This window comes from Citrobacter sp. CtB7.12 (assembly GCF_001297795.1).
GTDB classification, from domain to species: Bacteria; Pseudomonadota; Gammaproteobacteria; order Enterobacterales; family Enterobacteriaceae; genus Citrobacter_A; species Citrobacter_A amalonaticus.
The window spans coordinates 150,743-164,123 of sequence record NZ_LIFT01000003.1 but is presented as its reverse complement, the minus strand read 5'-3'; the positions used below and the strand labels follow the sequence as shown (position 1 = coordinate 164,123).

Here is a 13,381-nt window from a genome sequence, read left to right as displayed (position 1 = left end):
TAGCCGCCACCCGGCATAAACACAAATCTACAGGTTGCCAGCAATCTGAAACCTCGCTACGGCGAGGTTTTCTTCCCCTTCATACACGCGCTCGTCTTCACTTGTATCTTCGCCGTTCGGTTTTTCCTCTTTTATCAATTTGGGTTGTTATCAAAACGTTACATTCTGTTTGTGTTATCTTTAATATTCACCCTGAGGAGAATCAGGGCATCGCAACCCTGTCATTAAGGAGGAGCTATGTCGTCAACCCTACGAGAAGCCAGTAAGGACACACTGCAGGCCAAAGACAAAACCTACCACTATTACAGTCTGCCGCTGGCTGCGAAATCTTTGGGCGATCTCACCCGTCTGCCCAAATCACTGAAAGTCTTACTGGAAAACCTGCTGCGCTGGCAGGACGGCGATTCGGTTACCCAGGACGATATCCAGGCGCTGGCAGGGTGGCTAAAAAATGCCCATGCCGATCGCGAAATTGCCTACCGTCCAGCACGCGTACTGATGCAGGACTTTACCGGCGTCCCGGCGGTGGTGGACCTCGCCGCAATGCGCGAAGCGGTAAAACGCCTGGGCGGCGATACGGCGAAAGTGAATCCTCTCTCGCCAGTGGATCTGGTGATCGACCACTCCGTCACCGTTGACCATTTTGGCGATGACGATGCATTCGAAGAGAACGTGCGCCTTGAAATGGAACGTAACCATGAGCGCTATGTGTTTCTGAAATGGGGCCAACAGGCCTTCAGTCGCTTCAGCGTCGTGCCGCCGGGAACCGGTATTTGCCACCAGGTTAACCTGGAATATCTTGGCAAAGCGGTGTGGAGCGAATTGCAGGACGGTGAATGGGTGGCTTATCCGGACACGCTGGTCGGCACAGATTCACACACCACCATGATTAACGGTCTGGGTGTTCTGGGCTGGGGCGTGGGTGGTATCGAGGCTGAAGCGGCAATGTTGGGGCAACCTGTCTCAATGTTGATCCCGGATGTGGTGGGTTTCAAACTGACCGGAAAACTGCGTGAGGGGATCACTGCAACGGATCTCGTGTTAACCGTCACCCAGATGCTGCGTAAGCACGGTGTAGTCGGCAAATTTGTCGAATTTTATGGCGACGGGCTGGATTCCTTACCGCTGGCTGACCGGGCCACCATTGCCAATATGTCGCCGGAATATGGTGCGACCTGTGGTTTCTTTCCGATCGACGGCGTGACGCTGGACTATATGCGGTTGAGCGGACGCAGTGAAGACCAAATCGAACTGGTGGAGAAATACGCGAAGGCGCAGGGGATGTGGCGCAACACCGGTGATGAACCGATCTTCACCAGTACCCTGGCACTGGATATGAATGATGTCGAGGCAAGCCTCGCCGGACCGAAACGTCCGCAGGATCGCGTTGCACTCGGCGATGTGCCGAAAGCCTTTGCTGCCAGCAGCGAACTGGAACTGAACACTGCGCAGAAAGACCGTCGGCCAGTAGAGTATGTGCTAAACGGACAGTCATATCAGCTTCCCGACGGTGCGGTGGTCATCTCGGCCATCACCTCCTGTACCAACACCTCTAACCCCAGCGTGCTAATGGCGGCGGGTTTGCTGGCGAAAAAAGCCGTTACGCTGGGACTGAAGCGTCAGCCGTGGGTGAAAGCGTCGCTGGCGCCAGGGTCGAAAGTGGTGTCAGATTATCTGGCAAAGGCGAAACTGACACCGTATCTCGATGAACTGGGCTTTAATCTGGTGGGATATGGCTGTACGACCTGTATTGGTAACTCTGGACCGCTGCCGGAGCCTATCGAAACCGCGATTAAGAAGGGCGATCTGACCGTAGGCGCGGTGCTGTCAGGCAACCGTAACTTTGAAGGTCGTATTCACCCGCTGGTGAAAACCAACTGGCTGGCGTCACCGCCGCTTGTCGTTGCCTACGCGCTCGCGGGCAATATGAACATCAACCTGGAGAAAGATCCGCTCGGCCACGATCGCAAAGGCGATCCGGTCTATCTGAAAGATATCTGGCCGTCGGCGCAGGAAATTGCCCGCGCCGTCGATCTGGTCTCTTCAGAAATGTTCCGCAAAGAATATGCGGAAGTGTTCGAAGGGACGCCTGAGTGGAAAGCGATCAATGTTGACCGCTCAGACACTTACGGCTGGCAAAATGACTCGACCTACATTCGCCTGTCGCCGTTCTTTGACGAGATGCTGGCGCAGCCAGCACCGGTGACCGATATTCACGGCGCGCGCATTCTGGCGATGTTGGGGGATTCGGTGACCACTGACCACATTTCTCCGGCCGGGAGTATTAAAGCTGACAGTCCTGCAGGGCGGTATCTGCAAAACCACGGCGTGGAGCGCAAAGACTTCAACTCCTACGGTTCGCGACGCGGTAACCACGAAGTGATGATGCGCGGGACCTTCGCTAACATCCGTATTCGCAACGAAATGGTGCCGGGTGTGGAAGGCGGAATGACGCGACATCTGCCTGGCACCGAGGTGTTGTCTATCTATGATGCGGCTATGCAGTATCAGCAGGAGAACATCCCGCTGGCGGTGATTGCTGGTAAAGAGTATGGGTCGGGTTCCAGTCGTGACTGGGCGGCGAAAGGGCCGCGATTGCTGGGAATTCGCGTCGTCATTGCAGAGTCGTTCGAACGTATCCACCGCTCCAACCTGATTGGGATGGGGATCCTGCCTCTGGAGTTCCCACAGGGTGTTACGCGCAAAACGCTGGGGCTAACCGGGGAAGAGACTATCGATATTGCCGATCTGCAACAACTGAAACCTGGCGCGACGGTGCCGGTGACGTTAACCCGGACCGACGGGAACAAAGAGGTGGTGCAGTGCCGTTGCCGCATCGATACCGCGACCGAGTTAACTTACTACCAGAACGATGGCATTTTACATTACGTGATTCGTAACATGCTGAAGTAAGTCGTAAAAAAGCCTGCATGACACGATGCAGGCTTTTTTTAACGCATGGCTTACTTACTCAACAAGTGACCCATCTTGGCCGCTTTGGTATCCAGATAATGTTCATTATTGGGATTACGGCCCACAATCAGCGGGACCCGCTCCACGATATTGATCCCGGCTTCAGTGAGAATCTCAACTTTCTTCGGGTTATTGGTGAGCAGACGTACTTCGTCAACGCCCAGCAGCTTGAACATATCTGCGCAGAGGGTGAAATCGCGCTCATCCGCGGCAAACCCTAACTGGTGATTGGCCTCTACGGTGTCGTAGCCCTGGTCCTGCAACGCGTAGGCGCGAATCTTATTGAGCAGGCCGATGTTACGTCCTTCCTGACGATGATAAAGCAGAATACCGCGTCCTTCTTCCGCAATATGCGTCAGGGCGGCTTCCAGTTGAAAACCACAGTCGCAGCGCAGGCTGAACAAGGCATCGCCCGTCAGACATTCTGAATGGACACGGGCCAGAACCGGCGTCTGACCTGAAATATCACCATATACTAACGCGACGTGATCGTGTCCGGTTGCCAGTTCTTCAAATCCCACCATCAGGAAATCGCCCCATGGGGTTGGCAGTTTGGCTTCTGCCACTCGTTTAAGCTGCATGTGTTTCTCCAGATAATGCCGGCACGCGATGTTGTGCCGTTGCCTGTTGGCTTATCTTCTTATTTTGCCATAAGGCGACGGACTTCACCTAATCGCCGCCGCGCAATCATCCTGCGAATGGCACAAATCTGTCAATTTCCCCGAACAGGGGATTTTTCGGTTATGATTGTGACACTTATCCGTTAAAGAGGTGTTCATGCTGTCGATTGCAAAGCGTACTGCGGCTGGCGCGGGATTGTTGTTGATTATGCCCGTTACCGTGTGGGTGTCCGGCTGGAGCTGGCAACCGGGGCAGGATACCGGATGGCTAAAAGCGATGTACTGGATAACCGAAACGGTCACTCAGCCGTGGGGTATCATCACACATGTTATTCTCTGTGGCTGGTTCTTCTGGTGTTTGCGCTTTCGTCTTAAAGCGGCGGTAATGCTTTTTACTATTCTGGCGGGGGCAATCCTGCTAGGTCAGGGCGTCAAGTCGTGGGTGAAAGAGCGGGTACAGGAACCGCGTCCTTTCGTGATATGGCTGGAAAAAACGCATCATATTCCGGTTGATGAGTTCTACACTTTAAAACGTAAGGATCGCAGCGACCTGGTGAAGGAGCAACTTACCACCCAGCAGGCTATTCCACACTTTTTACGCCAACACTGGCAAAAAGAGACCGGGTTTGCGTTTCCGTCAGGTCACACGATGTTTGCGGCAAGCTGGGCGCTGCTCGCTGTCGGCTTATTGTGGCCGCGACGCCGGACGGTGACGATTGCCATTTTACTGGTGTGGGCGACGGGCGTGATGGGCAGTCGTTTGCTGCTCGGCATGCACTGGCCGCGTGATCTGGTGGTCGCGACGCTGATTTCATGGGCGCTGGTGACGCTGGCGACTTGGCTTGCACAGCGGTTCTGCGGGCCTTTGACGCCGCCGCCAGAAGAAAGGCAGGAGATTGCTGAACGTGAGCAAAACCGCTGACCAGGGTTGATTTTGACTGGTTTACCCTTAAATCATCCAATAGCTGACTGCTTTCCCATTTCGCACACGCCGTGAAAATGGTAATTTAAAAGGCTAAATGCGGTAAGTTGAACACGATTTATTCGCTTAAACCACATAACGGGAAGTAATGTGAAATATTTACTCATTTTCTTACTGGTGTTGGCGATATTTGTTATCTCGGTAACATTGGGTGCGCAGAACGATCAACAGGTGACCTTTAATTACCTGTTGGCTCAGGGCGAGTATCGTATCTCAACCTTGTTGGCCGTTTTGTTCGCAGCGGGTTTCGCCATTGGTTGGTTGATCTGCGGTCTTTTCTGGCTGCGGGTTCGTGTTTCTCTGGTGCGTGCTGAACGTAAAATTAAACGACTGGAAAACCAACTCTCGCCTGCGACAGACGTTGTGGTGACGTCTGGTACGTCGGTCGCGAAGGAATAATCGTTTATGCTGGAGTTGTTGTTTCTGCTTTTACCTGTTGCTGCCGCCTATGGCTGGTATATGGGTCGCAGAAGTGCGCAACAAACAAAACAGGATGAAGCTAACCGCCTGTCCCGCGATTACGTCGCGGGGGTTAACTTCCTCCTGAGCAACCAACAAGATAAAGCGGTGGATCTGTTCCTCGATATGTTGAAAGAGGATACCGGCACCGTTGAGGCTCATCTCACCCTCGGAAACCTGTTCCGCTCTCGCGGCGAAGTCGACCGCGCCATCCGTATTCACCAGACTCTCATGGAAAGCGCCTCGCTGACCTATGAACAGCGGCTGCTGGCGGTTCAGCAGTTAGGCCGTGATTACATGGCCGCCGGGCTGTATGACCGGGCGGAGGATATGTTTAATCAGCTTACTGATGAAACGGAATTTCGCGTAGGTGCGTTGCAGCAACTGTTGCAGATCTATCAGGCGACCAGTGACTGGCAGAAGGCCATTGAGGTTGCCGAGCGACTGGTCAAACTGGGTAAAGATAAACAGCGTATCGAAATCGCCCATTTTTACTGCGAACTGGCGTTGCAACAGATGGGCAGCGACGATATGGATCGCGCCATGGCGCTGCTGAAAAAAGGGGCAGCGGCGGATAAAAATAGCGCCAGGGTTTCTATCATGATGGGCCGCGTCTGGATGGCGAAGGGCGATTACGCGAAGGCCGTTGAATGTCTCCAGCGGGTGATTTCCCAGGATAAAGAACTGGTCAGCGAAACGCTGGAAATGCTCCAGACCTGCTATCAACAGCTAGGTAAAAATGATGAATGGGCGGAATTCCTGCGCCGTGCGGTAGAAGAAAATACCGGCGCGGCCGCAGAACTGATGCTGGCCGATATTCTCGAAGCGCGCGAAGGGACGGAGACCGCGCAGGTGTATATTACCCGTCAGCTCCAGCGTCATCCGACGATGCGCGTATTCCATAAGCTGATGGATTATCACCTTAACGAAGCCGAAGAGGGTCGTGCAAAAGAGAGCCTGATGGTGCTGCGTGATATGGTGGGCGAGCAGGTGCGTAGCAAGCCGCGCTACCGCTGCTCTAAATGCGGTTTTACCGCGTATACCCTGTACTGGCACTGTCCATCCTGCCGCGCCTGGTCAACGATTAAGCCAATTCGTGGACTTGATGGATTGTAATTTTTAAAAAAAATTCCGCTTTAGTTACAACATACTCATAGTTTAGTCCACTTCCTCACGTTGGCATCGGCGCCACATCGCCTGGCAGTGGTGTAATCGCGTCTGTTAATTTTTGCGCCTGACAGGTAGAATGCACGCCGTTTACCCATTTGCCCCCTTAGCAAGAAGGCCTGGTTATGACGTTAACTGCTTCATCTTCTCCCCGCGCTGCTACCGATTCTCCCGTCGTCGTTGCTCTCGATTATAATAACCGTGATAGCGCCCTGGCGTTTGTCGATCGAATCGACCCGCGCGACTGTCGTCTGAAAGTTGGCAAAGAGATGTTCACGCTGTTCGGACCTCAACTGGTACGCGATCTCCAGCAGCGTGGCTTTGATATCTTTCTGGATCTGAAATTCCATGATATCCCAAATACCGCCGCTCATGCGGTGGCTGCTGCAGCGGATCTTGGCGTCTGGATGGTCAACGTCCATGCGTCGGGTGGGGCGAGAATGATGACCGCCGCCCGTGAAGCGCTGGTGCCGTTTGGTAAAGATGCGCCGCTGTTAATCGCGGTCACCGTGTTGACCAGTATGGAAGCCAGCGATCTGGCGGATATCGGCGTGACACTGTCACCGGCGGAGCACGCCGAGCGCCTGGCGGCATTGACGCAAAAATGTGGTCTGGATGGCGTGGTCTGTTCAGCTCAGGAAGCGGTGCGCTTTAAGCAGGCATTTGGTCGCGATTTCAAACTGGTTACCCCGGGTATCCGACCGCAGGGGAGCGCCGCTGGCGATCAGCGGCGGATTATGACCCCTGAACAGGCACTGGCGGCGGGTGTTGATTATATGGTCATTGGCCGTCCGGTGACGCAGTCTGACGATCCGGCGCAGACGCTGAAGGCCATCAATGCGTCATTGAAGCGGGAGGCGTAATGAGCGATTCCAACAGCCGTCTGGTTTATTCGACGGAGAGTGGGCGGATTGATGAACCTAAAGCCGCGCCCGAACGTCCGAAGGGCGACGGGATTGTCCGTATCCAGCGCCAGACCAGCGGGCGCAAGGGGAAAGGCGTGTGCCTGATTACTGGTATTGATCTGGATGACGGCGAACTCAGCAAACTGGCTGCGGAACTGAAGAAAAAATGTGGCTGCGGTGGAGCAGTCAAAGATGGCGTAATTGAAATTCAGGGTGATAAGCGCGATTTAATTAAGTCGCTACTGGAAGCTCGCGGCCTGAAAGTGAAACTGGCAGGTGGTTAACGAAAAAGCCACGATATAAATATCGTGGCTTTTATTGTTACTGCTAAATAAACTGTGTAGTGCAGACCAGAAAAAAATAATCGTATTATTATATCGAGCCGGACAACCGTAGATTATTTATGATTATTTACCTACCTGGTGGCCGATAATACCACCGACAGCGGCACCACCCAGCGTACCCAGTGTGCTACCATCCGTTAAGACAGCGCCACCTAATGCACCCGCACCCGCACCAATAGCGGTGTTACGATCACGTTTAGACCAGTTAGAACAGGCGCTCAGGGACATTGCCAGGGCAATCGCCAGCACGGCGGCGGTCATTTTTTTGCTCGTTACAAACATAATACTTTCTCCTGAATTAATGATTCACGGAAGTAAGCTCTCTTTAACTATAGTTAAAATATCGGTCATTAAAGAGGGCATCCGTGAAACCTTAGTGCGCAGGGTAATATCACGCAGGTGATAGTCACTTCCTGTTATATCGCTAATAGTAATTTTACGACTTTCGCCTGTGAACAACAGGTAAATAGTCTTAATTCGGGAGTCAGAATAGTCTCAGAGCGCAAATGATCTGCGATGAGCAAATCATTTGCGGATATTTTACTCGGCGTCGACGATATTAACGGTCAGACCACGCTGTTCCATCAGCGCCCGGTCACTGGCGCTAATTCTGGCATCGGTGATCACACGGCTAAACCGCTCGATAGGGCCAAGGGTGTAGGGATGGACCGCACCGAATTTTGAACTGTCGGTCAGGACAATGGCTTCCGAACCTTTCTCCAGCACGGCATTGACCACATCAGCACGCATCATGTCGCGCCCCGTGAATCCCGTTTCGGTCTGCCAGCCATCAATGCCGATAAACGCCTTACTGAAGTGGACCTGCTGAATAAACTGGCGAGTCAGCGGTCCCACCATGCTTTCGCTTTTTTTCTGGTAAATACCGCCAAGCAGGATCACTTCGCAGGGCGTCTCTTTTAGCAGGTGCGCAATGTAACTGCTGACCGTGATGATGGTGACGTCCTTTTGTTCCGCCAGCGTTCTTGCCAGCAGGGCATTGCTACTGCCATTTTCAATGAATACCGACTCGCCAGGGCTGACCAGCGACGCCGCAAATTCGGCAAGCTGACGCTTCAGGGTGTAGTTGGTCATCATCCTGGTTTCCACATCTTCGCTATCCAGCGAAACGGCGAAACCGTGCGCGCGCCGCAGAAAGCTCTGCTTCTCGAGGGTATTTAGATCCTGTCGAATGGTAACTTCAGAAACGCCAGTGATTTTGGCCAGTTCAGAGACGCTCATCTGGCCTTTATCAATGACCATTTGCAAAATTTTTTGTTGTCGGGAGTTCATAGCGTTAGTTTTTATAGCGGTAATGATACCGCGAGATTAAACACATGCGGCGGTGTGGCATCCAGGCGACACAAGCCGCGCGCGAAAAATTTAGATCTCCCACGGTGCCCGGGGTTTGTTCGCCGCTGATATGGCGTCATCCTGCACCTTACTCAACAATTCCGCCTTCAGAATTTCGAGATTATGGATGGCGGAGTGGACATCACCGGCCACCAGGATATCAAGCACGGTATCAATACGCTCGGCAACCCGTTTAGCATCGATATCAGACATGGGGGGATCCTTGGTCAAAGTATGAAAGAATTTAATGATGCAAAAAATGGCGGCAAAAGAGAAGGGAAAATTCCGCCAGACCTGAACCTTTGGGGAATATTATATATTCCGCGATTACAGACAGATATGAATAGGGCGAAAAGCGAAACTTCCCGTTTCGCCCGGATGATCATATTGCTGGCTTAGCGCTTTTTCTTGTTGAGGTAACGTTTGTACCAGCGCTCAAACGCAACGGCAGGCATCGGTTTGGCAAATAAAAAACCTTGTCGCTCATTGACGCCGTTTTTCGTCAGAAAAGCATCCTCTTTGGCGCTCTCCACACCTTCGGCAATCACCTGGAGATTCAAAGCCTGTGCCACGGCGACGATCGCGCGCACCATCGATTGTGACACCGACTTTTTGTGAATGTCGCGGACAAAAATCTGATCCAGCTTAATGGCATCAATTGGGAAACGCGTCAGTTGCGAAAGCGAGGAATAACCGGTACCAAAGTCATCCAGGTGCACCTGCGCGCCAAGCTGGCTAAACTGCTGAATGACGGATAGCGCAAGTTCTTCGTTCTCAATCAGGCAACGCTCCGTCAGCTCGACATCAATAGGGCAATATTCGAAATTGAGCTCGCGCAATACGCGCTTCAGATCGGTGAAAATCGTTTGATCAGCCAGTTGCCGGGCAGAGATGTTAACCGCCACGCGCAGGTTTATGCCTTTATCCCGCCATTTCGCGACCTGGCGTATAACATCGAGGATCACCCAGCGGCCGAGCGGCACAATCAGCCCGGACTCTTCAGCGTATGAGATGAACTCCAGCGGAGGGATAAGCCCACGTTCAGGGGACTGCCAACGCACCAGCGCCTCAAGGCCGCGGACTTCACCTCGCCAGGTCACTTTCGGCTGATAGTGAATCAGTAACTGATCGTTTTCCAGCGCTTTGCGCAGGTTGGTGTCCAGCCACAGGTATTCGAATACCCGCTCGTTCATTTCCGGCGAGAAGACGCAGAACTGACCACGTCCGCCTTCTTTGGCGGTGTACATTGCAGTATCCGCATTGCGGATCAGGTTGCTGCTGTCCTCGCCGTGCTGAGGTGCCATCGCGATACCGACAGAACAGCCGGTATAGACTTCTATGAGGCCGATACGAAAGGGCTGGCGCAATCGGGTGAGGATCCGCGAGGCGACCGCCTCAAGCGAGCTCTGAGACGTCTGGCTGGCCAGTACAATAAACTCGTCACCACCGAGACGTGCCAGCAGTTGATTCTCTTCCAGACAGCTCAGGAGGGCTAACGATACCGCCTGCAAAAGCTGATCGCCAAACATATGACCATAGGCATCGTTCACCTTCTTGAAGTTATCCAGGTCGAGATAAACAATACCCACCTGACTGTCGCCAGCCTGTTCGATGGCCTCGTTGATCAGTTCATGGATAGCGTTGCGGTTTGGCAACCCGGTAATCGTGTCGGTATTCGCCAGCACGCGCAACCTTTCCTGCGCACGTCGTTCTTCCGTGATGTCCGTACCGGAACAGATCAAGTAGATTTCGTTTTTACCGCTGCCGCTGTGGACAAATTTATTGCGGAACAGGAACAGACGCTGTCCCTTGCGGGTCTTTACCCAGCGTTCCACTTCATACGAGTTGCCGTTGCGAAAGAAGCCGCTGATGTTGCGACGCGAAGCGGCGGCTTCCCGGCGGCTCATGAAGAGTTTAAAGACGCTCTGTCCAATCACTTCCTGCTCTTTCAACCCGGTGTACTCTTCACACAGGCGATTGAAGCGCTGAATGTTACCCCGACTGTCGAGGATCACAATCGCCGAGTTGGCTTCTGTCACTACTTGTTCAGCAAACGAGAGCCCCTTGACCAGGTCACGCGCAACAGAAGGGGTGTCGTGCCAGGCCGACGCACTGCCAGCCCATTCATGTTTGTTAATTTTGCGGCCCACCAGGTGCACCGGGACATCGTTGTCTTCAAAGGGGAGTGTCATCATGAGACCGGAGGTGATGACGGTCATTTCACGGATCCGTTCGGCTTGCTCGGGCGCAAGCTCAACGCTCTCCACTCGGTCGGTCGCTTCGGTGACGGACAAATGCAGGGTGTTGGAATCTTCTGACAAACGCCAGTAAGGCGCGTGAGTACCCAAAAAGCTATACAACGTTGTGGTCTCCAGACTGTCTTTCATCATGAACACCCTCCCGCTTAAAGCACAAACAACCCTGAATGGAAGGGATTAGCCAGCGTTAATTAAAAATTACGGTAGCTGAACATCTTGTTTTGTTTATGTATTTATTTGTAATTCAGAACCGGGAAAAAGCATAGGCGCTGTAGAAAATATATCCGGCTGACAGTCAGAGTGTAGTGAGAGAATGGCGATTTGGGGGAAAGAAAACGGCCTTTCCTGAAAAGAAAGGCCGTTACTGGGCAGGTCGTCAGGCGGCAGGACGGGCGATGATGCTGCGGGTTTCCATCCGCACTTCGGCGATGGTGACATCAATCACATCCGTCACTTTATAGACGGTTTCACCTTTGATCTGGATGGTGCCGCTCTCCTGGCTGCAAACCAGTTCATCGCGCACCGCATGCAGGAATGGCGCAGGGATAAAAGCTACCGCGCCGTTATCCACCAGACGTACACGCATCCCGCCACGGCTGACATCAATGATTTCCGCCGAGAAGCGGGTATCCGTGCCCGCTTTATCACTCAGGAAGCGGGCATATAACCAGTCGCCAACATCGCGTTCCGCCATGCGGTTCAGGCGACGACGCTCAGCCATCTGTACGGTGATCTCTTCCTGCGGACGGTTAATGGTTTCACCTTTGATGACGGCTTTCAGCAGGCGATGGTTGATCATATCGCCATACTTACGAATCGGTGACGTCCAGGTGGCGTAAGCCTCCAGACCCAGCCCATAGTGCGGACCCGGCTCAATGCTGATTTCCGCAAAAGACTGGAAGCGACGAATACGGCTGTCGAGGAAACCCGACGGTTGCGCATCCAGTTCACGACGCAGCTTGCAGAAGCCTTCCAGAGTTAATACTTCTTCGGCGTTCACATGCATTCCGTGAGATTGCAGCAGCGCGGCCAGCGCATCGGCATTGGCCGGGTCAAAGCCCAGGTGAACGTTGTAAATGCCAAAGCCGAGTTTGTCGCGCAGCACGCGTGCGGCACAGATGTTGGCCGCAATCATGGATTCCTCGACAATCCGGTTCGCGATGCGACGCGGTTCTGCGACGATATCGAGCACTTCACCTTTTTCGCCGAGAATGAAGCGGTAGTCTGGGCGATCTTTAAACACCAGCGCATGCTGATGACGCCACTCACCACGGCTCAGGCAAATACGCTGCAGCAGACGAATCTGCTGGGCGATGTCTTCACTTTCAGGCTGCCAGCGACCGCGGTTTTCCAGCCAGTCAGAGACGTTGTCATAAGCCAGTTTTGCTTTTGACTCAATGGTGGCAGCGAAGAACGTGATGTCATCTTCAATGGTGCCATCTGCGGCAATGGTCATGCGACAGGCGAGTACCGGGCGCACTTCATTGGCGCGCAGTGAGCAGAGGTCGTCAGACAGTTCGCGTGGCAACATTGGAATGTTGAAGCCCGGCAGATAGTTAGTGAACGCCCGGATTTTCGCGGCGTTATCCAGTTTGCTGCCTTCGGCGATCCAGGCAGTAGGGTCGGCAATCGCCACGGTCAGTTGCAATTTGCCGTCAGCCAGTTCTTCGGCATACAGCGCATCGTCCATATCTTCCGTGCTGGCGCTATCGATAGTAACGAAATTCAGCGCTGTCAGATCCTGACGTTCCAGCCCTTCATCCAGCATTTCCGTCGCTACGCCATCCGGCGCTTCTTTTTCAAGATTATGCCGCGCCAGGGTGACCCACCAGGGGACGAAGTGGTCGTCGGCAAACGTGATGAACTGGGTTAATTCGGCGAAGAAGGTGCGATCGCCTTTGAGCGGATGACGGCGCATTTCAGCAACGGCCCAGTCACCCTCTTTAAATTCATGCTCCACACCGCGAGCGGCGCGGCAGGGAATGGCGTCTTTCAACAGCGGGTGATCCGGCACGATGGACAGGCGATCGTTCTTACCCTGTACTTTACCGACAAAGCGGGTCAGGAACGGCTCAACCAGCTCTTCCGGCTCCGCAGATTCGCGATCTTTTTCAGTGTGGATGACGGCGATGATACGGTCGCCATGCATCACTTTTTTCATCTGCGGCGGTGGAATGAAATAACTTTTTTGCGCATCGACTTCCAGGAAGCCAAAGCCTTTTTCCGTGGCTTTTACCACCCCTTCAGCACGTGGCGTCTGGGAATGCAGTTGCTGTTTAAGCTGCGCTAGCAGCGGGTTGTCCTGAAACATATTTGTCTATTT

The 13,381-nt window shown here is 53.4% G+C and carries 12 protein-coding genes; 6 read left to right on the top strand and 6 right to left on the bottom strand.

Annotation, left to right across the window (positions count from 1 at the left end):
• Positions 1 to 237 precede the first annotated feature (237 nt).
• On the top strand, positions 238 to 2,913 hold the full coding sequence (gene acnA / locus AOY24_RS04760) for an aconitate hydratase AcnA (protein WP_043000537.1): 2,676 nt from the start codon (positions 238 to 240) through the stop codon (positions 2,911 to 2,913).
• A 50-nt stretch (positions 2,914 to 2,963) separates the two neighbouring features.
• On the opposite strand, the gene ribA is transcribed toward acnA, so the two are convergent.
• On the bottom strand, positions 2,964 to 3,554 hold the full coding sequence (ribA, locus tag AOY24_RS04755) for a GTP cyclohydrolase II (RefSeq protein WP_044257729.1): 591 nt from the start codon (positions 3,552 to 3,554) through the stop codon (positions 2,964 to 2,966).
• A 196-nt stretch (positions 3,555 to 3,750) separates the two neighbouring features.
• On the opposite strand from ribA, the gene pgpB reads away from it, so the two are divergent.
• The 5 genes from pgpB (at position 3,751) to yciH (ending at position 7,390) form a co-directional block, all read left to right on the top strand.
• Positions 3,751 to 4,515 (top strand): phosphatidylglycerophosphatase B, encoded by a 765-nt coding sequence (gene pgpB, locus AOY24_RS04750; protein WP_044257730.1) that lies wholly within the window; start codon positions 3,751 to 3,753, stop codon positions 4,513 to 4,515.
• A 150-nt stretch (positions 4,516 to 4,665) separates the two neighbouring features.
• Positions 4,666 to 4,974: a LapA family protein gene (locus tag AOY24_RS04745; RefSeq protein ID WP_042318731.1), complete on the top strand. Its 309-nt coding sequence runs from the start codon at positions 4,666 to 4,668 to the stop codon at positions 4,972 to 4,974.
• Positions 4,975 to 4,980: 6 nt separating this feature from the next.
• Complete coding sequence (gene lapB, locus AOY24_RS04740; protein ID WP_043000540.1) at positions 4,981 to 6,150, top strand: lipopolysaccharide assembly protein LapB; 1,170 nt, start codon at positions 4,981 to 4,983, stop codon at positions 6,148 to 6,150.
• 176 nt (positions 6,151 to 6,326) lie between these two features.
• Positions 6,327 to 7,064 carry an orotidine-5'-phosphate decarboxylase gene (gene pyrF / locus AOY24_RS04735; protein ID WP_043000541.1) on the top strand — a complete coding sequence of 246 codons (738 nt, stop codon included), beginning with the start codon at positions 6,327 to 6,329 and terminating at the stop codon, positions 7,062 to 7,064.
• Positions 7,064 to 7,390 carry a stress response translation initiation inhibitor YciH gene (gene yciH / locus AOY24_RS04730; protein ID WP_043000542.1) on the top strand — a complete coding sequence of 109 codons (327 nt, stop codon included), beginning with the start codon at positions 7,064 to 7,066 and terminating at the stop codon, positions 7,388 to 7,390. The genes pyrF and yciH overlap by 1 nt, the downstream gene beginning before the upstream one ends.
• Positions 7,391 to 7,513: 123 nt before the next feature.
• On the opposite strand, the gene osmB is transcribed toward yciH, so the two are convergent.
• The 5 genes from osmB to AOY24_RS04705 form a co-directional block, all read right to left on the bottom strand.
• Positions 7,514 to 7,732 carry an osmotically-inducible lipoprotein OsmB gene (gene osmB / locus AOY24_RS04725; RefSeq protein WP_042318738.1) on the bottom strand — a complete coding sequence of 73 codons (219 nt, stop codon included), beginning with the start codon at positions 7,730 to 7,732 and terminating at the stop codon, positions 7,514 to 7,516.
• A 258-nt stretch (positions 7,733 to 7,990) separates the two neighbouring features.
• The gene (locus AOY24_RS04720) at positions 7,991 to 8,740 is read right to left on the bottom strand and encodes a DNA-binding transcriptional regulator YciT (RefSeq protein ID WP_043000543.1); all 750 of its coding nucleotides are present in this window, start codon (positions 8,738 to 8,740) and stop codon (positions 7,991 to 7,993) included.
• Positions 8,741 to 8,830: 90 nt separating this feature from the next.
• A complete protein-coding gene (locus tag AOY24_RS04715) occupies positions 8,831 to 9,013 on the bottom strand; it encodes a hypothetical protein (protein ID WP_044257733.1) in 183 nt (60 codons plus the stop codon).
• A 182-nt stretch (positions 9,014 to 9,195) separates the two neighbouring features.
• Complete coding sequence (gene pdeR / locus AOY24_RS04710; RefSeq protein WP_054176348.1) at positions 9,196 to 11,187, bottom strand: cyclic di-GMP phosphodiesterase; 1,992 nt, start codon at positions 11,185 to 11,187, stop codon at positions 9,196 to 9,198.
• Between the two features lie 247 nt (positions 11,188 to 11,434).
• The gene (locus AOY24_RS04705) at positions 11,435 to 13,369 is read right to left on the bottom strand and encodes an exoribonuclease II (RefSeq protein ID WP_054176241.1); all 1,935 of its coding nucleotides are present in this window, start codon (positions 13,367 to 13,369) and stop codon (positions 11,435 to 11,437) included.
• Positions 13,370 to 13,381 lie beyond the last annotated feature (12 nt).

Coding starts and splice junctions, on each gene's coding strand:
- AOY24_RS04715 (WP_044257733.1), bottom strand. CDS start 9,013: ATGTCTGATATCGATGCTAAACGGGTTGCCGAGCGTATTGATACCGTG.
- lapB (WP_043000540.1), top strand. CDS start 4,981: ATGCTGGAGTTGTTGTTTCTGCTTTTACCTGTTGCTGCCGCCTATGGC.
- AOY24_RS04720 (WP_043000543.1), bottom strand. CDS start 8,740: ATGAACTCCCGACAACAAAAAATTTTGCAAATGGTCATTGATAAAGGC.
- ribA (WP_044257729.1), bottom strand. CDS start 3,554: ATGCAGCTTAAACGAGTGGCAGAAGCCAAACTGCCAACCCCATGGGGC.
- acnA (WP_043000537.1), top strand. CDS start 238: ATGTCGTCAACCCTACGAGAAGCCAGTAAGGACACACTGCAGGCCAAA.
- pdeR (WP_054176348.1), bottom strand. CDS start 11,187: ATGAAAGACAGTCTGGAGACCACAACGTTGTATAGCTTTTTGGGTACT.
- osmB (WP_042318738.1), bottom strand. CDS start 7,732: ATGTTTGTAACGAGCAAAAAAATGACCGCCGCCGTGCTGGCGATTGCC.
- pyrF (WP_043000541.1), top strand. CDS start 6,327: ATGACGTTAACTGCTTCATCTTCTCCCCGCGCTGCTACCGATTCTCCC.
- AOY24_RS04705 (WP_054176241.1), bottom strand. CDS start 13,369: ATGTTTCAGGACAACCCGCTGCTAGCGCAGCTTAAACAGCAACTGCAT.
- yciH (WP_043000542.1), top strand. CDS start 7,064: ATGAGCGATTCCAACAGCCGTCTGGTTTATTCGACGGAGAGTGGGCGG.
- pgpB (WP_044257730.1), top strand. CDS start 3,751: ATGCTGTCGATTGCAAAGCGTACTGCGGCTGGCGCGGGATTGTTGTTG.